The sequence below is a fragment of the Microbacterium sp. T32 genome, from assembly GCF_001619615.1.
In the GTDB taxonomy this organism is placed as follows: domain Bacteria; phylum Actinomycetota; class Actinomycetes; order Actinomycetales; family Microbacteriaceae; genus Microbacterium.
On record NZ_LQQP01000045.1, the window covers coordinates 45510 to 64791 of the forward strand.

Here is a 19282-nt window from a genome sequence, read left to right on the forward strand (position 1 = left end):
TACCGGGGAATTTGGCATCCATTCCGAAGGATCTGCGGGTTTACGCCACGGAAACATGGATTCCTGCGATTCTTCCTGCCACCAGCATTCCGAGGAGAGACCGATGCGCGTCGCCGTGCCCACCGAGATCAAGAACAACGAGAACCGTGTCGCGATGACGCCCGCGGGCGTCGACGCTCTGGTCCACCGCGGCCACGAGGTGCTGGTGCAAGCCGGCGCCGGCGAGGGCAGCGGCTTCTCGGACGAGCAGTACCGCTCGGCCGGCGCCGAGATCGTGGCGACCGCCGACGAGACATGGGCGCGCGCCGAGCTGCTCGTCAAGGTCAAGGAGCCGATCGCGTCCGAGTACGGGCACCTGCGTCCCGACCTCACGCTCTTCACGTACCTGCACCTCGCGGCCGACCGGCCGCTGACCGACGCGCTCATGGCCGCGGGGACCACCGCCGTCGCGTACGAGACCGTGCAGACCACCGACCGTGCGCTGCCGCTCCTCGCCCCCATGAGCGAGGTCGCCGGGCGCCTGTCGATCATCGAGGGCGCGCACCACCTGCTGCGGGCCTCGGGCGGTCGCGGCCTCCTGCCCGGCGGCGTTCCCGGGACGCCCAAGGCGAAGGTCGTCGTGATCGGCGGCGGTGTCGCGGGCGAGCACGCCGCGGCGAACGCCCTCGGCCTCGGCGCGAACGTCACCGTGATCGACATCTCGCTGCCCAAGCTCCGTCAGCTCGAGGAACGCTTCGGCGGGGCCATCCAGACGCGCGCGTCGACCCGCCTCGAAATCGCCGAGCAGCTCGCCGACGCCGATCTCGTCATCGGCTCGGTCCTGATCCCGGGTGCCGCGGCACCCAAGCTCGTCACGGACGACATGGTCGCCGCGATGAAGCCCGGCTCAGTGCTCGTCGACATCGCGATCGACCAGGGCGGCTGCTTCGAGGGCTCGCGCCCGACCACCCACGACGCACCGACGTTCCGCGTCCACGACTCGCTGTTCTACTGCGTCGCGAACATGCCCGGCGCCGTGCCGCACACCTCCACGCGCGCGCTGTCCAACGCCACGCTCCCGTACATCACCCGCATCGCCGACGCGGGCTGGGAGGCCGCGGCATCCGCCGATCCGGCCCTCGCGAAGGGCCTGAACGTGCGCGCCGGCGTCGTGGTGAACGAGGGCGTGCGGGCCGCTTTCGACCTCTGACGCGGCCGCGCGCCGCTCCGCCCGTTCACGCGGCGCGGCGGGCCCCGGCGTACCGGAGTTCAGTGTCCAAGACACGCGGATGCCGGCGCGTCACGTCCGCGTGTTCTGGACACCGAACGGGGGAGGGCGCCGCGGCGCGGCGCGGGCCGGGCGTCAGCCGCGGACCCAGGCGTACGTGATCTCGGGGCGGCCGGGGCCGCCGTACCGCGGCTCGCGGCGCACGCGACCGACGTCGGCGAGGTGCTCGAGGTACCGGCGCGCGGTGACGCGCGACATGCCCTCGCGCTCGCCGACCTCGGTGGAGGACACCGCGGTGGATGCCGTGCGCACGCGTTCCGCGACCGCTTGCAGCGTCTCATCGCTCAGGCCCTTCGGCAGCGCGGGGGCCGCGACGGTGCGCAGGGTCCCGAGCAGCGCGTCGACCTCGGACTGCGTGGCATCCCCGGCGGCCCGGTCCAGCCCCTCGACGTACGCGCGGTACGCCTCGAGGCGCTCGCGGAACGCGGCGAACGTGAACGGCTTGATGAGGTACTGCACGACCCCGGTCGACACCGCGGCGCGCACGGTCGCGGCATCCCGGACCGCCGTCACGGCGATGATGTCGACGCCCGCGCCCATCGCGCGCACGCGTCGGGCGACGTCGAGGCCGCCGCCGTCGGGCATGGTCATGTCCAGCAGCACGAGGTCGATGGGGCGGGCCGGATCGGCGATCGCCGTGAGCGCCGCGCGCGCCCCCGCCGCCTGCCCGACGACCTCGAACCCCGGGACGCGTCCGACGTACGCGGCGTGCAGCTCGAGCGCGAGGGCGTCGTCGTCGACGACGAGCACCCGGATCACGCGGGCACCGCCTCGACGGGCGCGGGCAGCATCACGCGCACCGTCGTCGGTGCGCCGCTGACCGAGAGCGTCCCGCCGTGCGCCGCGACGATGTCCCGCACCAGTGCGAGGCCCACGCCCCGGCCGCCGGGAGCCGCCGCGGGCTTGGTCGACGCGCCGAACGCGAACGGGTCGGCGAGGTCGGGGTCGAACCCCGCGCCGCTGTCACTCACCTCGATGGCCACGTCGGGTCCCTTCCGCGTGAGGGAGACGCGGACCCAGCGCGGCTCGTCGCCGGTGGCCGCGGCATCCATCGCGTTGTCCACGAGGTTGCCGACCACCGTGACCGCCTCGGCGGCGGCCAGCGGGAGCGCGGGCGTCGGTTCGGCGACGTCGAGGTCGAGGGCCACGCCGCGCTCGGCGGCCTCGTCGAGCTTGCCGAGCAGGAGCGCGACGACCACCGCGCCGTCGTTGCCGGACACGATGCGGTCGGCGAGATCCTGGCGGCCCTCGGTGGATGCCGCGATGAGCCGCCGCGCGTCGTCGATGCGCCCGAGTTCGAGCAGGGCGAGCAGCGCGTGCAGCCGGTTGCCGTGCTCATGCGTCTGCGAGCGCAGCGTTTCGCTGAGGGTGCGGACCCCCTCGAGCTCCCCGAGCAAGGCCTGCAGCTCGGAGCGGTCGCGGAGGGTCATGACGCGCCCGCGCTCGGGGGCGCGGCGCCCGTTCAGGTCACGCGCCTCCTCCTGGTTGACCAGCAGCACCCGATCGCCGGTGGCCACGGTCTCCTCCACCATGCGGCGTCCGGTCGCGATCGCTTCGGCGAGAGCGGCATCCATGTCGGTCTCCCGCGGGTCGAGGTCGACCTGGCCCTCGGTCGCCGGAGGGAGGCCGAGGAGGTCGGCGGCTTCGTCGTTGTAGAGCACGATCCGCCCGCGGCCGTCCGTGACGACGAGCCCCTCGCGCAGCGAGTGCAGCACGGTCTCGTAGCTCTCCACGAGCCGGGCGAGTTCGCGCGGCGTGTACGACCCGGTGACGCGGCGCGCACTGCGCCGGACGTACAGGGCACCGAGGATGCCGATGCCCACGATGCCGGCCGCGGCGGCGACGATCATCGGGACGCGGGCGGCGAGGTCCGCCTGCACGGCGCCGAGGGTCACACCGACCGAGACGAGCCCCGCGATCTCGCCGGCGTCGGTGCCGCCGTCGCGGATCGGCGTGATCGTGCGCACGGACGGTCCGAGCGTGCCGTCGTACACCTCGGTGTACGTCCGTCCCGCCAAAGCCTCCTCGCGCGAGCCGAGGTACGGCTGGCCGATCTCGGAGCGATTGGGGTGGGTGAGTCGGATGCCGTCGGGCGTCATGATCGTGACGAACGACAGATCGCCCTCGGCGAGGATCGCCTCCACCATCGGCTGCAGCGTGTCGGAATCGCGCGCCCGGACGAGCGCCGCGACGTCCGGTTCGTGCGCGAGCGTGTCCGCCACCGAGCGGGTGACCTGCTCCGCCTGGCGCTGCCCGGAATCGGACAACTGCACCGACAGGAGCGCCGCGAGTACCCCCGCGACCAGCAGAACGACGCCGAGCGACACGATCGCCAGTCGTCCGCCCACGCTCAATCGCACGTCGCTTCCTCCTTCGGCCTGCCGTGAACAATACGACCACAAATCGCCCCGTGCGCCGCGCTCCCGCAAAGTCGTCACATCTCCGGCGGCCCCGCCGGACTCAACAAAGACGTTAGAAAAGGGGAAGTCGCGAATGTCTCTCTCACTCCGCACCACACGCGACGGTCGTCCTCGCAAGAAGGTCGACCGCAACCACTGGCTCTACATCGCCGTCATCGTCGCCGTCGTGGCGGGTATCGTCGTCGGCCTTGCCGCCCCGCAGTTCGCCGTCGGCCTTGAGCCCGTCGGCAAGGGCTTCGTCAACCTCATCAAGATGATGATCGCCCCGGTCATCTTCTGCACGATCGTCGTGGGCATCGGCTCGATCGCCAAGGCCTCCACCGTCGGCAAGATCGGCGGCCTGGCGCTGGTCTACTTCCTCGTGATGTCGACCTTCGCGCTCGGCATCGGCCTGCTGGTGGGCAACATCATCCACCCCGGCGAGGGCCTGAACATCGCGGGCGCCCAGTACGACGCCGTCCCCGAAGCGACCACGACGCAGGACTTCATCCTGGGCATCATTCCGACGACGTTCTTCTCGGCCTTCACCGGCGGCAGCATCCTCCAGGTGCTCTTCATCGCTCTCCTCGTCGGCTTCGCTCTGCAGGGCATGGGCGAGCGCGGCGCGCGCATGGTCGAGGGCATCCGCAACTTCCAGGTGCTCGTGTTCCGCATCCTCGGCATGATCCTCTGGCTCGCCCCGATCGGTGCCTTCGGTGCGATCGCCGCCGTCGTCGGCAAGACCGGCTTCGGGGCCGTGATCAGCCTCGGCATCCTGATGGGGTCGTTCTACCTGACGTGCTTCCTCTTCATCGCCGTGGTCCTGGGTCTTCTCCTGTTCGCCGTTACGCGGGTCAACATCTTCTCCCTCATGAAGTACCTCGGCCGCGAGTACCTCCTCATCGTCGGCACGTCGTCCTCCGAGGCCGCGCTGCCGCGCCTCATCGCGAAGATGGAGCACCTCGGCGTCTCGAAGCCGGTCGTCGGTATCACCGTCCCGACCGGGTACTCCTTCAACCTGGACGGCACCGCGATCTACCTCACGATGGCGTCGCTGTTCATCGCGACCGCCATGGGCGCCCCGATGTCGATCCCCGAGCAGATCGGCCTCCTGATCTTCATGATCATCGCCTCCAAGGGCGCGGCCGGCGTCACCGGTGCGGGCCTCGCGACGCTCGCCGGCGGCCTCTCCGCCTACCGCCCCGACCTGGTCAACGGCGTCGGCGTCATCGTCGGCATCGACCGGTTCATGTCCGAGGCCCGCGCGGTCACGAACTTCACCGGCAACGCCGTGGCGACCCTCCTCATCGGAGCGTGGACCAAGCAGTACGACCGCGAGCGCGTCGGCGAGGTCCTCGCGGGCCGCATCCCCTTCGACGAGACGCTCCTCACCGGTCACGACCACGCCGCCACCCCGGCGGCGGACGCCGCGCCCGCTCTGGCGTCGGTGGACACGCAGGCGCTCAACGCCTTCCGCGCCCAAGCGGAGGCGGAGGCGGCGGCCCGGAGCCGTTCGTGAGTCTGACGCAGCACTCAGCGGGGGCGGCTTCGGCCGCCCCCGCCCCCGCGCGCGTGGACCTCGCCCGCACCTGGCTGCTGCGCTCGCCGTTGGCGTCCGGCGGCGACAGCGCGGCCGATGTCCTGGTCCTCGACCTCGAGGACGGTCTGCCCGCCGCGCGCAAGACCGAGGGTCGCGAACGCGCCCGCCGCGCCGCCGAGACCGCGCCCGTGTGGCTGCGGATCAGCGCCGCGGGCACGCCCGACGGCGAAGCCGACCTGGAGCTGTGCCGCGAGCTGGATGATCGTCTGGCTGGCATCGTGCTGGCGATGTGCGCCGGACCCGCCGACGTCGCCCACGTCGCGGCATCCCGACGGGTGGGTGTGCCGATCGTCGCGATGATCGAATCGGCCGCGGCACTGCTCGCGGCTCCCGCGATCGCCGCGCACCCCGCGACGCGGCGCCTGGCGTTCGGCACCGGCGACTTCCGTCGCGACACCGGCATGGCGGACGACCGCACCGCGCTGTCGTGGCCCCGGGCGCAGCTGGTCGTGGCGTCGGCGGCCGCCCGGATCGCCGGACCGATCGATGGTCCGTGCGGTTCGGTCGAGCAGGCTCGGGATGCCGCCGAGCACGCCGCCGCGATGGGGTTCACGGGCACGCTGGCGCTGCGGGATGCCGCGATCCCGGGTGCCCACGCCGGCTTCACACCCGCGCCGGCCGAGGTCTCGGAGGCGCGCGCCCTCCTCTCGGCGGTTCCCGACGGCCCGGTCGACGGCTCGTACGCCCCGGCGCTGGCGCGTGCCCGCGCGCTGGTGGCCCGCGCCGAGGCGCTCGCGCGGCTCTGACCGCTGCCGAACGCCCACGATCGGGTCGAGCGCCCACGCTCCGGTCGACCCGACCGTGGGCGCCCGACCGGATCGTGGGCGATGGCCGCAGGTCAGCGCCCGAACCACCGACGACGACGCGGCGGGGGCGCAGCGGCGGAAGCTGCCTCGCGAGCGCGGCGACGGGACGCCCACGCCGAGAGCTCGGCATCCACGTCCACCGTCGGCGTGACCACGGGCGGTCCGCCGAGCAACTGCCGGCGGGCTTCGATGACGCGGCGGTTGAAGTCCTCGAGCGCTTCGCGGACGTCGGCTTCGCGCGAGATCGCGTCCATCCGCTGCGCGAGTTCGGCGTGTTCGACCCGCAGCGTCAGCGCGGGCGGCCCCAGCCCCGACAGCTTCTCCGTCTCGATCTTGCGGCGGATCCACCAGTCCGGGTCGTGACTTCCGCCCAGGTCGGGCAGCGGTTTTCCGGCCCCGGGCAGGTTGTCGAAATCCCCGCGGCGGATCGCCTGCTGTATCGACGTCTCGACGAACGCGGCCCGCTCGGCGGCCGTCGAGCCGCGCGCCGGCGCCTTCGCGGATTCCGGTTCCAGACCGGCATCCCGCATCCGCCGGTCCAGACGGTACTGCTCCGCCGCCTGTCTCGGGTCGTCGCCCATGTCGCCTCCGCCGTGTGCTCGGGTGATTCCAGGCTACGTCGGGGTGGGGCGGGTGGCGCCGGACGCCGTCGCCGATCGAGGGATGCCAGGGCGTCCGGCCGTGTCCTCCCCGGTTGAGTGTCCAAGACACGCGGATGCTCTGCGAGCGCGTCCGCGTGTCTTGGACACTGAACCTAGAGGGACGCGCACCCCGCCGGGCTACAGACCGAGGCGCCGGAGGCGCAGCCGCGCCATGTCCTGCGCGCACGGGCCGGAGCCGAGCGCCCGCTCGGTGATGCGGAGGATCAGGCGGGTCGCGGTCTTCACCGGCAGCCAGGAACGCCGCACCCCGAGGAGCCGCCGGAAGCGCGGCGGGAACGTCGCCACGGCGGCGGCGAACAGCACGCGGTACGCCACGCCCATCATTCCGGGGAACGGGGGCTTCCGCAGGAACCGCACGACGTCGTCGACGCGCTCGTCGCGGCGCAGCTCGCCGCGGTCGAGGAACCCCTCGAGCTCGGCCCGGAGCTCCGCCTCGGTCAGCGGCGGGTCGGGGATCCGCATGAGCCGTCCGGCCGTGGCCCAGTCGGCGACGTACGCGTCGGCGCCGCCCGGGATCGGTCCGCCGTACGCCTGGTGGCTGCGGAGGAACGCGTCCGTGAAGGCGATGTGCACCCACCGCACGAGGTCGCGGTCCTCGGCGGTGTAGCTGCGCTCGGCGCCGTCGCCGGCGACGTACGACCCCTGCACGCGCCGGTGGAAGCGGCCGACGCGGGCGGTCTCGGCATCCGCTTGGCTTTTCGATCCGTACGTGAGGGTGATGACCCACCGGACGGTGCCGGTGAGGCGTCCGATCGGGTCTTCGCGGTACCGCGACCAGTCGTGCACGCCCGCGAGCGCTCCGGGGTGCAGCGCCTGGAGAAGAAGGGCACGGATGCCGGCGACCAGGGTGCCCATTCCGGCATGGACGGTCCACGCCGGACCGTTCTCGACGAAGTAGCCGCTGTCGTCGCCCTCGGCGATCGCCCGGACGTACGGCGCCATGCCGGTCGGGTCGCCCGCGAGGGCGGTGAGGAGCTTCGCACGCAACCGTGCGACGGGCGCCGGGACCGGAGGTGAGGACGTCACGCTGTCCAGCGTGCCATCTCCGGTCGGCGCGAGGGCCGGATCAGTGGCCCTCGTGGGTGATGACCGGCACGGATCCGTCGTCGCGGATGAGCACGGCATCCTGGGTCGCGCCGAGAGCGGGGGTGACGACGACCGCGATGATCGACGCGGCCACCAGCAGGCCGATCACGCTCATCGGCTGCGCGGTGCGCGGGGCCGTGTCGGCTCGCCGCACCCGTCCGGCGACGGAGGCGCCGACGACGATGAGGAGGAGCGCCGCCGCGGCGATCGCGATGACGCTCGTGTGCGCGGGCAGGACGAACATGAGGGCGGCGGCCAGCACGATGCCGGCGAGGACCCCCACCAGCGTCGCCCGGGGAGCGATGAGCCGGCCGAGGGCGAGGACGGCCCCGCCCCAGACCAGCGCGCCGACACCGAGGACGACCAGACCCGCTCCGAGGCCGCGCGAGGCGGCCCCGGAGCTCGGTCCCACGATTGCGCCCGCACCGAGGGCAGCGAGGATCAGCCCGGCCCCCCATGCGGACACGGAGGGCCACGACCGGACGAAGGTCGCGGCGTTCACGGTCAGACCGCCGCGGTGCGCGGGATGTTGCGCTCGGCGCCGAGGCCGACACCGAGGAGCACGACGGCGCTCGCGAGGTGCAGGAAGTGGTCGGGCACGTTGAGCGCGAGGATGTTGGCCGGACCCGTGAGGAAGAAGCCGACGATACCGAGGAGCAGGTAGACCGCACCGACGGTGGTGTTGACGCCCTTGGCAGCACGCGCGTTGGCGAGACCAGCGACCAGCAGCGCGGCACCGATGAGGAGGTGCGCGATGTTGTGCAGCGGGTTGACGGCGAAGATGCCGAGCAGCAGGTTGCCCTCGCTGCTGGCGAAGCCGACGCCGCCGGTGACGGCGAAGCCGAGCAGACCGACGAGCAGGTAGACGGCACCGAAGACGGTGGCGACGATGCGGTTCGGTGACGAGCTCATGATGAACCTCCCAGAGTTCTTGCAGCGACCACTCGGCCGCCTTTGACACATCTTCGGAGACACTGGGTGTTTCGGATTGGGCTTTGCACGCCGGGATGCCATGCGGTAAGCGCGTGCGCTCTGCCCGGAATCAGAGCGTCGTCATTCCGCCGTCCACGACGAACGTGCCGCCGGTGGCGAACGCCCCCTCGTCGCTCGCGAGGTAGACCATGATGCCCGTGACGTCGTCGGCGGTGCCGGCCCGACCGACGGGGATACGTCCGACGATCGCCGACCGCGCCGCCGGATCGTCGGAGATCGCGCTCACCAGCGGGGTCTCGGTGTAAGCGGGTTGGACGGTGTTCACGCGGATGCCGCGGTCGGCATATGCCGCGGCGGCGGCGCGCACCAGTCCGTGCGCTCCGGCCTTCGACGCGCTGTAGGCCGTGAAGTCCTTGCCTTCGCCGCTGACGGCCGTCGGGCTGCCGGTGAGGATGATGGCGCCGCCCCCGCGAGCGAGCAGGGCGCGCACGGCGTGCTTTACCGTGAGAAACGTGCCGGTGAGATTCACGTCGACCGTGCGCTGCCACACCGCCAGGTCGAGGTCGGCGATGGGGGCGTCGCTGCCGAAGAGCTGCACGGCGGCGTTCGCGACGACCACGTCGGGGGTCCATCCGGCTGCCGCCAGGTCGGCGAACGCCGCCGCGACGTCGTCCTCGGCGGTGACGTCCATCGCCACCGCCCGGGCCCGCGGACCCAGGCGCGCCGACTCCCGCTCGACCCCCGCGGCATCCCGGTCGGCGAGCACGACGCGCGCTCCCTCGGTGACGAAGCGGCTCGCGACCGCGAGCCCGATCCCGCGGGCGGCGCCCGTGACGAGCGCGGTCTTGCCCTCCAGCCGAGTCATGCGTCCACCCGCGTCGCCCGCACGGCCATGTACTGCCGACCGGGAAGGTCGACGCGCACCGTCCCGGAATGGATGCCGTCCACCCGGTCGATCGTCATGTTCCACGTGTCGATGACGTCGACGGTCCACTCGCCGTCGCCGAGGAGCACGGTCCGGAAGCGCGGGCGGTTGAAACCGAAGTAGGCCACGCGCACCGTGGCATCCGTCGACTGCGCCCACGGCACGTCCCAGTCCGACGGCGCGGGGTCCAGCACGCCCCCGGGGACGTCGGCGAGGACGCGCTCGAGGAAGCCGATCCGCGCGGGGGAGGAGCCGTGCAGCACGCCGCCCTTCGCCCACCACAGCACCTCGTCGTCGGAGCCGGCGGCCGCGGGCATGATCGCCTCGCCGACCGGCGCGGGCAGGTAGGTCTCGCCATGGCCGACGTACCCGCCGCGGACCGCGCCCTCCCAGAACCGGCGGGTCATCTCCTCGCCGGTGACGTTGCCCCAGCCCTGGTCGATGTCGCCCTCGTAGGCGCACTCGTCGATGACGACGGGCTTGCCCCACCGCTCGCGCCACTCGTCGGTGTTCTCGGCCGTGCGATAGACATCGACGCGCTGGACGCTCGCGTGCGTGATCCACGGCCGGCCGTAGTCGTAGAACGGGCGGCAGTTGTGGATCGAGAGCAGATGATCGAAAGGGTCCTCCTCGCCGACGATCGCGGCGAGGCGCTCCCAGTCGTCCTCGTCCTTGCTCCAGACGAGGTCGTACTCGTTCGCGAGCGACCACCACACGTTCGAGAACGCCGCGAGTCGGCGCACGACGTGCCGGACGTACCGGTCGTCCACGGCGGGACCGAGGTCCGCGAATCCCCAGCGGTCGTAGGCGTGGAACAGGATGAGGTCGGCCTCGATCCCGAGGGCGCCGAGCTGAGCGATGCGGCGCTCGAGCCGGCGGAAGTGCGCCGGATCGAAGCGTTCGAGGTCGAAGCCGTCGGCCAGCGATCCGGGGAAGACGAAGTCGTCGGGCTCGTTGGCATTGAACAGGTACGACTTCGGGAACAGGCACATGCGGAGCTTGCGGAACGGTCCGTCGGCGAGCGTCTCGAGCGTCCGCTCCTGCAGCGCCTCCGGCTGGTGCGTCCACGCGTACGCCGTCGTCCCCAACGGCCGGTGGCGCTCGCCGTCGGCGTGTCGGAAGTGGAAGCCGTCCACGCGCACCGGACCGTGGGCGCCGGATGCCGGGCCCCCGACGTCCGCGCTTCCGGTCAGGCCGTCGAGCGAGGGGGTCGTGGCATCCGTCTCGAACGACCAGGTGCCCTCGGCGTCCGCCAGTGCTCGGAACACCCACTCACCGTCGCCGTCGTAGAACCCGCCGACGCGGACGGCCGAGCCGTCGGGGCGGCGGAAGGTCGCGTGCGCGTCGACGTCGACGAACGGGTTGCCGTGCGAGGGGCCGTCGACGCGTACCTCGAGGACGCCCCATAGGGTCGTCGCGGCGACGGGACGCACACGCGCGGAGCCGCGCGCGACCTCGTCGCCCTCGTAGGTCGGCGAGGGCGCGATGGCCGGGGCGTAGGGCGGCCGCTCATCGCCGTCGCCGATCTCGGCGAGCGCGGCCCAGAACCGTGCGCGGTGGTCGGGGTCCTCGAGGCTCGGCACGATCGCGACGAGCTGGCCGAGGCGGCCGCCCCGGAACTGCGTCGCCATCGGGGAGGCGGCGACGCCGGGGAGGAAGCGCTCGAGCACGGCACGGGCGCCGGGGTGGTCCAGGGCTTCGCCGAAGGTGGAGCGGCGGTCGAACATTTCGGTCCTTGCGGGTCAGACCGCGCCGGTGGCGGCGCGGACGGCGTGATCGACGCGGTCGAGCACGTCCGGCGGGGTGAACATGAGGGCGCTGGCGAGCGGCCGGTTCGCGCCCCAGACGGTGTCGGCACGCACGGCCGCGACGCGTTCGGGGGCGCTCTCGGCGAGCGTCTCGAGGAGCGCGGCGTACGCGCGCGGGTCGTCGATGACGGCCGCGAGCGGCGCCTCGAGACCCGGGAGCGGGGGAGCGGGTGGAGCGGCGGGCAGGACGACCGTCCAACGGTGCGTTCCCGAACCGACGGCGGCCGGCACGGTCGTCCCGTCCGCCGGGACGCCGGGGAGGTCGACGTCGGCGGTCGTGTTCGGGGGCACCACGGCGGTGATGCGCACGGCATCCCCCTCCCGACGCCACTCGACCGCGGCCTCGCCGTAGGGCGTCTCGTGCCGCGCGGAGGCGTGCTCGAGCGACGCGAGCGGGCGCGGGGCGATCCGCACGCGACGGTAGCCGGGCGCGGCGGGGGCGAGGCCCGCCACGGTGCGGTGCAGCCAGTCGGCGACGGCGCCCAGGGCGTAGTGGTTGAACGAGGTCATCTCGCCCGGGTTCACCGACCCGTCCGGCAGCATGCTGTCCCAGCGCTCCCACACGGTCGTGGCCCCCATCGTCACGGGGTACAGCCAGGACGGACACTCGGTCTGCAGCAGCAGGCGCTCGGCGGCGGCGAGGTGGCCGCCGTCGGTGAGCGCGTTGGCGACGAGCGGCGTCCCGACGAAGCCGGTGCCGATGCGATACCCGCCCTCGCGGACGAGCGCGGCGAGACGGTCGCTCAGGGCCTGCCGGGTGGCGGGGTCGTCGACGAGGTCGAACGTGAGCGCGAGCGCGTAGGCGGTCGGTGCGTCGCTCATCATGCGTCCGGCGGGCGTGACGTACTCCGCCCGGAACGCGCGGCGGCTGCGATCCGCCAGGTCGCCGTAGAGTGCGGCGTCCTCGTCGAGACCCAGGATGCCGGCCGCCTCGGCGACGAGCCGCAGGGACCGCGCGAAGCACGCGGTCGCGACGATGTCGGCATCCACCTTCGCCTGGCCCGGCTTGTCGGGCGGGGCGGCCGGATCGAGCCAGTCGCCCAGCTGCATGTGCCCCGCCCACAGTCCGCTCTCGCCGGCGTCGCGGCGGACGGCCTCGACCCACGCGCGCATGCTCGGGTACTGCGCGGCGAGCACCTCCCGGTCGCCGAAGCGGTCGTAGAGCACTGACGGGACGACCGTGGCCGCGTCGCCCCACGCCGCGACGGGACCGCCGCCGGCGAAGGACGGCAGCGCCGCCGGGATGACGAGGGGGACGACGCCGTCGTGTCGTTCCTGTTCGAGCGCCAGATCGCGCAGCCAGGACGTGAGGAACCCCGCGCTGTCGTACAGGAAGCTCGCGGTGGGCGCGAACACCTGCAGGTCGCCGGTCCACCCGAGGCGCTCGTCGCGCTGCGGGCAGTCGGTCGGGATCGACAGGAAGTTGCCGCGCAGGCCCCACACGACGTTCTCGTGCAGGCGGTCGAGCAGCGCGTGCGACGACGCGAACCAGCCCGTGCGCACGAGGTCGGTGTGCAGCACGACCGCCTCGACGTCGGCATCGTCGACGTCGACCCCGTCGATCTGCGCGTACCGGAAGCCGTAGAACGAGAACCGGCTCTCGAGCACGTCGTCGCCACCGGAGAGGAGGAAGGATGCCTCGGCCCGGGCGTTGCGGAGCGGGCGGAGCGCCAGCTCCCCGTCCTCGAGCACCTCGGCGTGGCGGATCGTGACGCGGGTACCGGCGGCGCCGCGCACCCGCAGCTGCAGACGCCCGACCAGGTTCTGCCCGAAGTCGAGGATCGTGCCGCCCGACGGCGCGGTGAGGCGCGCCCGGACGTGCAGCGTCTGCGTGCGACGGACCGGCGGGGCGATCCGCGCCTCGGGCACGGGCACCGTCTCGTAGCCCGGGCGCGCGACGGCGCCCACGCGGGCCGGTGCCCACCGCGAGCCCGCCGTGACGGTCTCGCCGGTTCGGCCCAGGTCCTGTTCCTCGCCGGCGTAGATGCCGCTCGCGCGGACGGGCCCGTCCGGGGACGCCTCCCACCCCGCGCCGGTCGCGGCGAGCGTCGCGACCTCGCCGTCCTCGTACGTCACGCGCAGTTGCGCGAGGAAGGACGGCTGGTCGCCGTAGACGCGGTCGGTGAACGTGAAGAAGCCGTACTTCTCGGTGTACCAGGCGCCCGCGATCGTGGCACCGAGGACGTTCTCGCCGGCGCCGACGAGGGCGGTGACGTCGACCGTCTCGTGCACGAGCCGGTCGCGGTACGACGTCCACCCGGGCGACAGCACGTCGTCGCTCACGGGCGTCCCGTTGATCTCGGGCTCGGCGACGCCCAGGGCCGTCCAGAACAGCACGGCGCTGCGCACCGGCCGCTCGAGGTGGAACGTCGTGCGCACGAGGGCGGGCTGCGCCGGCACCGAGGCGTCCGCGAGACCGATCGGTTCGGCGACCCACTCGCCGTCACCGAGAAACCCCGCGACGACCGGCCGGGGCGGGCTCCACGGGCTCGTCCCGCCGTCGGTTCCCGTGACGCGGACGCGCACGTCGCGGCGCTCGCCCGGGGCGAGCGGGCGGAACGGCCAGTCCACGAGGACCGCGTCGTCGCCTTCGGCGGCGATCGTGTCGATGCCGTCCGTCAGCTCGGCGCGGACCTGACGCCAGTCCGGCGTCTCCGTCCGCACGCGCCACGACAGGCGGGGGCGGGCGACCGCGACGAACACGGTGTCCTCCCGCAGCTCCGCATGGAGCGTCACCTCTGCCTCGCTCATTCGTCGTTCCCCTCGGAGATCCAGTTCGTGGCATCCACTCGTCCCTCGCGGGCGTACACGCCGATGACGCGGCCGGTGAACGACTCCGCCGTCTCCGACGACAGGAACCTGCCGTCGACGTCGGCGAGATCGATGCGGCGGCCCGCCACCGTGGCCGCGAAATGGAAGACGTCGCTCGTGCGGGCGAAACCCTGTTCGGTCTCGGGCCGGCGCGAGTCGATGTGCAGCGTCACGCGGTCGGCGTCGACGGATGCCACCCACTCCTGGACGAGACCCGCGACGTTCGCGCGGGCGACGACGCGACCGCCGCCCGCCTCGACCTCGACGTGGAAGTCCTCGTCGTAGCGGACGGCCAGCCCGCCGATTCCGGCGGTGCAGTCCAGGTCGACGGAGGTCGACTGCGTCAGGTGCTCCTGGCGACGACCGACGAACACCGGTCGCGGGTCGTCGAGCGTCGACCCGTCGGCGCGCAGGACGAGCCACCCGGGGCGGGTCGTGCGGTCGGACACCTGCTCCGGCAGCCGGCGCGGGGTGATCCACTCGCCGTCCAGCGGGGTGTCGGGCGAGAACGTCGCCTCGACGTGCGTTCCGGGACGCGGGTTCAGCCCGACCGGTTCCATCGTGGGCCAGCCGTCCGCGTGCCACCGCACGCGGGTGACGAACGTCTCGCGTCCGAGCGCGGAGAACGCGCGCGTCATGCTGCGCGGGCGCACGCCCAGCAGCACGCACAGCCACTCGCCGTCCGGGCCGATCACGAGGTCGCCGTGGCCGGTGTTCTGCACGGGGCGGATCGTCGACCGCGCCGACACGATCGGGTTCGCGGGTCCGGTCTCGAAGGGCCCCTCGGGGCGGTCCGCGCGGGCGATGGACACGCCGTGTCCGCGCTCGGTGCCGCCCTCGGCGATCAGCAGGTACCAGCGCCCGTCGATCTCGTAGAGGTGCGGCGCCTCGGGGAACTGCCCGCCGGTGCCCGACCACAGCGACCGCGGCTCCTCGAGCGCGCGGTGCGTACCGAGGTCGACCCGGGCCTGCAGGATGCCGAGGTGCCGGCCGGCCCCCTCGCCGCCGAGGATCAGCCCCGAGTACGTGATGATCGCGACGCCGTCGGCATCCCACGCGATGTCGGGGTCGATGCCGTCGAGCGAGGCCCGGCCCGCCGAGTCGGTGATCAGGTCGCCGTCGCTCCACGGCCCCGCGGGGTCGGTCGCGGTGAAGTGCAGCATGCCCCGGCCCATGGCATCCGTCACGACGAGGTGGAAGACGCCGTCGCGGTGGCGCAGGGTCGGCGCCCACGCGCCACCCGCCGTGCGCACGTCCTCGACACCGAGCTGCCCGGGACGCGTGGCGACGTGGCCGATGAGCTCCCACGTGACGAAGTCGGTGGACCGGTGGATCGGGATGCCGGGAAGGTACTCGAACGTCGAGGTCGCCAGATACCACGCGTCGCCGACGCGCACGGCCGACGGGTCGGGGTGGAAGCCGGGGATCAGGGGGTTGGGGTAATCGGTCATGCGCCGGCTCCCAGGACGCGCCCGATCTCCGCTGCTAGGGCGATCGCGCGCGGATCACCGCCGCCGGGCCACGGGCCGCGCACGATCGTCCACGCGAACGCGACGCCGGTGTCGGGGTCGACGCACGCGAAGCAGCCCGCCGCGCCGTCGTGCCCGAAGGCCCGCGGTCCGCCGAACGGCATCGCGGCCGAGGGCTTCTGGAACACGATCCCGTGGGCGCGGTCGTGCTGGCCGAGCACCTCGTCGAAGCCGCGCACCTGCTGCTGCCCGATCGCCGCGACCGTCTCCGCGGAGAGGAACGGCGCCACTCCCTCGACGCCGGTGACGGCGGCCGCGAGCAGGCGCGCGATGCCGCGGGCGCTCCCCGTCGCCGAGGTCGCTGGGTGCCCGTAGCCCCAGCTGCGGCGGTCGTTCGCCATGTCGACGCTCGAGCGTCCCGGGCCGAACACGAGGGCGCCGAGGGGCGTGGCGCGGCGCTCGCCGACCCCGGTCGCGGGCGGGATCATCGGGAGGACGTCGACGCGCCGCGCCTCCTGGTCGGCGGGGAGGCCGAGGAAGAAGTCGACACCGTGCGGCGCGCGGATCTCCTCCTCGTAGAAGGCGTGCATCGACCGGCCGCTCGCACGCTGCACGAGTTCGGCGCCGAGCGTTCCGATCGTCGTGGCGTGGTAGCCGAAGGCGCTTCCCGGATGCCAGAACGGCACGCTCGCCGCCAGGCTCGCCGCCGCGGACTCCTGGTCGAGCATGTCGACGAAGTCGAGCGCCGGGGTGGCCTGGGGGAGTCCGGCCTGGTGCGAGAGCAGCTGGCGCACCGTGACGGCGGCCTTCCCGGACGCGGCGAACTCCGGCCAGTACCGCGCGACCGGGGCGTCGAGGTCGAGCAGCCCCCGTTCCACCAGCAGGCCGACGGTGATGCCGATCGTGTTCTTCGACACCGAGTAGGGCACGAGGACGCTGTCCTCACCGAGGTGCGGTCCGCCCCACACGTCCAGCACGGGCGTGCCGCGGTGGAACGCCGCGGCCTGGAACGACAGGTCCGGGTCGGCCGCGAGCGCGGCCTCCAGGCGGTCGCGCGCGGCCGCGAGGCGCGGGTCGATGGAGCCGTGCAGGAGGCCGGTCATCCCTCGACCTCCCACGCCACGGAGAGCGGCGTCTCCGCGACGGACGCTCCCACGCGCAGCGTGTAGGTCCCGGATTCGACCTCCCACCCGGCATCCCAGTGGGCCAGTCGGCGACGGGGCACGGACACGCGCGCGGTCACCGTCTCACCGGCATCCGCGCGGACGGCGGCGAAACCGACGAGCCACCGGACGGGACGGTCGACCGTGGATGCCGCGCGCTCGGCGTACACCTGGACGACCTGGCCGCCGGCGCGCGCCCCGGCGTTGGTGAGCGTCACGACGACGTCGTCGCCGTCGCGCTCGGCGCCGTCCCACGCCCAGGTGGTGTACCCCAGGCCGTGACCGAACGGGAAGGCCGGACGGACTCCGGACTTCAGCCACGCGCGGTATCCGATGTGAATGCCTTCGCTGTAGCGCAGCACGCCGTCCCGGGGCGTCACGTCCTGGACGGGGACGTCCGCGAGCGTGGCGGGCCACGTCGTGGGGAGGCGTCCGCCGGGCTCGGCGGCACCGGTGAGGACGTCGGCGAGGGCGGTGCCGAACTCCTGGCCGCCGAAGTAGCCCTGGACGATGGCCGCGACGTCGCCCGCCCACGGCAGCACGACGGGGGAACCGGCGTTGACGATCACGACGGTGCGCGGATTGGCGGCGACCACGGCGCGCACGAGGTCGTCCTGCCGCCCCGGGAGGTCGAGCGACTCGCGGTCGTAGCCCTCGGACTCGACCTTGGAGTTGGTGCCGACCACGACGACGGCGACATCGGCCGCGGCGGCCGCGGCGGCCGCGCGGGCGATGAGCTCGTCGGCATCCGTGTTCTCCGGGGCGATGCCGAGCGTGACGCTCATCGCGCCGGGGATGCCGGCCTCGTCGTTCCGCGCGAACTCGGCGCGGACGGCGATCTCGCGCCCCGCCTCCGTACGGACCGCGACGGTGAGCGACGGCGGGTTCAGGAACGCGGCCCCGAGATCGGTCCCGGCGAGGACGGGGGTGTCGTCGAGGACGAGGGCGCCGTCGAGGAAGAGACGGCCCGCGTTCGCGCCGGCGAAGCCGAGCTGGATCTCGCCGCTCGTCTCGGGCGTGTAGACGGTCTCGAGAACGACGGTGCGCGACTGCGCGATCGGGGCGTCGCCGCCGAACCACACCAGCGCGGTCGCCCGGCGGTCCTCGGCGTAGAGGTCGCGACCGTCCTCGCCGACGAACGTCACCCGCATCCCGGGGTCCCCGGTCGCGGGGTTGCGCAGCTGCGCGAGCGGGATCTCGGCCACGCCCTCCTGCACGACGGCGCCGAGCTCGTAGGTGACGCGGTCGGATCCGTAGGCGCGGCGCAGGCCGTCGAGGGGCGAGACGATGCGCTCGGGCACGACCGTCGCGCTGCCGCCGCCCTGCGTGCGGGCGTCGCGGGCGTTCTGGCCGATGACGGCGATCGAGCCGATCGTCGAGGGGTCGAGGGGCAGGATGCCGTCGTTGGCGAGCAGCACCGTGCCGGCGACCGCCGACTCGCGCGCGAAGGCCGTGGCATCCAGGGGAGCGGGCTCGATCGCGGGGGCGTCGCCCAGCGCTCCGACGCGCTCGGCCAGGAGCAGCATGCGCAGGACCTTGCGGTCGAGGTCGGCCTCGGGGACGCGTCCGTCGCGGACGGCGTCGGCGAGATCCGCCCACGCCGGAGCGGGGCCCGGCATGGCCAGGTCCTGCGAGGCGGTGGCGGCGTCCAGCGAGCGCACTGCGGTCCAGTCGCTCATGACGACGCCGTCGAAGCCCCACTCGGAGTTCAGCGGCGTCTCGAGGAGGTCGTTCTCGGTCATCGTCACGCCGTCGACGGAGTTGTACGCGCTCATGATCGACCAGGCGCCGGCTTCCACGGCACGTTCGAACGGCGCGAGGTACAGCTCGCGCAGAGCGCGCTCGTCGACCTGCACGTCGACCGTGAAGCGGTCGGTCTCGGAGTCGTTCGCGACGTAGTGCTTCGGCGTGGCGGCGACGCCGTTGTCCTGCAGGCCGCGGACATAGGCCGCACCGAGTTCCGCGGAGAGCTCCGGGTCCTCGCTCAGGCACTCGAAGTGTCGGCCGCCGAGCGGTGAGCGGTGCAGGTTGATCGTCGGTCCGAGCACGACGTCGACGCCCTTGCGACGCGCCTCCGCGGCGGCGGCCGCGCCGTAGCGGTAGGCGAGCTCGACGTCCCACGAGGCCGCGAGGGCCGAGCCGGACGGCATGTTCAGCGACGGCTCGCGCTCGTCCCACCGCGGCCCGCGCACCCCGGCGGGACCGTCCGACAGGGTCATGGCCCGCAGACCGATCTCCGGCAGCGGAACCGTCGTCCAGAAGTCGGCGCCCTGCACGAGGGCCGCCTTCTGCTCGAGGGTCAGCTTCTCCAGGAGGGGGAGGAGGTGGGCGGTCGTGGGCGCGGCGACAGAAG

The 19282-nt window shown here is 73.2% G+C and carries 15 protein-coding genes; 3 read left to right on the forward strand and 12 right to left on the reverse strand.

All coding sequences use genetic code 11. From position 1 onward, the window contains the following. Positions 1-103 precede the first annotated feature (103 nt). Complete coding sequence (gene ald / locus AVW09_RS14930) at positions 104-1189, forward strand: alanine dehydrogenase (protein WP_063258812.1); 1086 nt, start codon at positions 104-106, stop codon at positions 1187-1189. Positions 1190-1342: 153 nt separating this feature from the next. Here ald and AVW09_RS14935 read toward each other — a convergent pair whose 3' ends face one another. Both AVW09_RS14935 and AVW09_RS17785 read right to left on the reverse strand, forming a co-directional pair. Further along, complete coding sequence (locus AVW09_RS14935; protein WP_063258813.1) at positions 1343-2026, reverse strand: response regulator; 684 nt, start codon at positions 2024-2026, stop codon at positions 1343-1345. Continuing rightward, positions 2023-3627 (reverse strand): sensor histidine kinase, encoded by a 1605-nt coding sequence (locus AVW09_RS17785; protein WP_197462660.1) that lies wholly within the window; start codon positions 3625-3627, stop codon positions 2023-2025. Before AVW09_RS17785 ends, AVW09_RS14935 begins: the two co-directional genes overlap by 4 nt. 133 nt (positions 3628-3760) lie before the next feature. On the opposite strand from AVW09_RS17785, the gene AVW09_RS14945 reads away from it, so the two are divergent. Both AVW09_RS14945 and AVW09_RS14950 read left to right on the forward strand, forming a co-directional pair. Beyond that, entirely contained in the window at positions 3761-5185 is a 1425-nt protein-coding gene (locus AVW09_RS14945; protein ID WP_063258815.1) for a cation:dicarboxylate symporter family transporter, read from the forward strand. After that, positions 5182-6012 carry an aldolase/citrate lyase family protein gene (locus AVW09_RS14950; protein WP_063258816.1) on the forward strand — a complete coding sequence of 277 codons (831 nt, stop codon included), beginning with the start codon at positions 5182-5184 and terminating at the stop codon, positions 6010-6012. Before AVW09_RS14945 ends, AVW09_RS14950 begins: the two co-directional genes overlap by 4 nt. A 92-nt stretch (positions 6013-6104) precedes the next feature. Here the strand turns inward: AVW09_RS14950 and AVW09_RS14955 are convergent, their stop codons facing one another. The 10 genes from AVW09_RS14955 to AVW09_RS15000 all read right to left on the reverse strand — a co-directional run bounded on the left by AVW09_RS14955 (position 6105) and on the right by AVW09_RS15000 (position 19148). Then, on the reverse strand, positions 6105-6653 hold the full coding sequence (locus AVW09_RS14955; protein ID WP_063258817.1) for a J-domain-containing protein: 549 nt from the start codon (positions 6651-6653) through the stop codon (positions 6105-6107). Positions 6654-6851: 198 nt separating this feature from the next. Beyond that, on the reverse strand, positions 6852-7676 hold the full coding sequence (locus AVW09_RS14960; protein WP_442922750.1) for an oxygenase MpaB family protein: 825 nt from the start codon (positions 7674-7676) through the stop codon (positions 6852-6854). Positions 7677-7800: 124 nt separating this feature from the next. Beyond that, entirely contained in the window at positions 7801-8322 is a 522-nt protein-coding gene (locus AVW09_RS14965) for a hypothetical protein (RefSeq protein WP_063258819.1), read from the reverse strand. Positions 8323-8324: 2 nt separating this feature from the next. Beyond that, positions 8325-8732: a DUF4383 domain-containing protein gene (locus tag AVW09_RS14970; protein WP_063258820.1), complete on the reverse strand. Its 408-nt coding sequence runs from the start codon at positions 8730-8732 to the stop codon at positions 8325-8327. A gap of 130 nt (positions 8733-8862) precedes the next feature. Next, positions 8863-9618, reverse strand: coding sequence for an SDR family NAD(P)-dependent oxidoreductase (locus tag AVW09_RS14975; protein ID WP_063258821.1), 756 nt, complete (start codon positions 9616-9618; stop codon positions 8863-8865). After that, positions 9615-11405, reverse strand: coding sequence for a DUF5605 domain-containing protein (locus tag AVW09_RS14980; protein WP_063258822.1), 1791 nt, complete (start codon positions 11403-11405; stop codon positions 9615-9617). The genes AVW09_RS14975 and AVW09_RS14980 overlap by 4 nt, the downstream gene beginning before the upstream one ends. A gap of 15 nt (positions 11406-11420) precedes the next feature. Then, complete coding sequence (locus tag AVW09_RS14985; protein ID WP_063258823.1) at positions 11421-14237, reverse strand: alpha-L-rhamnosidase; 2817 nt, start codon at positions 14235-14237, stop codon at positions 11421-11423. Continuing rightward, a complete protein-coding gene (locus tag AVW09_RS14990) occupies positions 14234-15748 on the reverse strand; it encodes a glycoside hydrolase family 43 protein (protein WP_063258824.1) in 1515 nt (504 codons plus the stop codon). The genes AVW09_RS14985 and AVW09_RS14990 overlap by 4 nt, the downstream gene beginning before the upstream one ends. Continuing rightward, positions 15745-16869: a serine hydrolase domain-containing protein gene (locus AVW09_RS14995; protein WP_063258825.1), complete on the reverse strand. Its 1125-nt coding sequence runs from the start codon at positions 16867-16869 to the stop codon at positions 15745-15747. Before AVW09_RS14995 ends, AVW09_RS14990 begins: the two co-directional genes overlap by 4 nt. Further along, entirely contained in the window at positions 16866-19148 is a 2283-nt protein-coding gene (locus AVW09_RS15000) for a beta-glucosidase (protein ID WP_231901859.1), read from the reverse strand. The genes AVW09_RS14995 and AVW09_RS15000 overlap by 4 nt, the downstream gene beginning before the upstream one ends. Positions 19149-19282 lie beyond the last annotated feature (134 nt).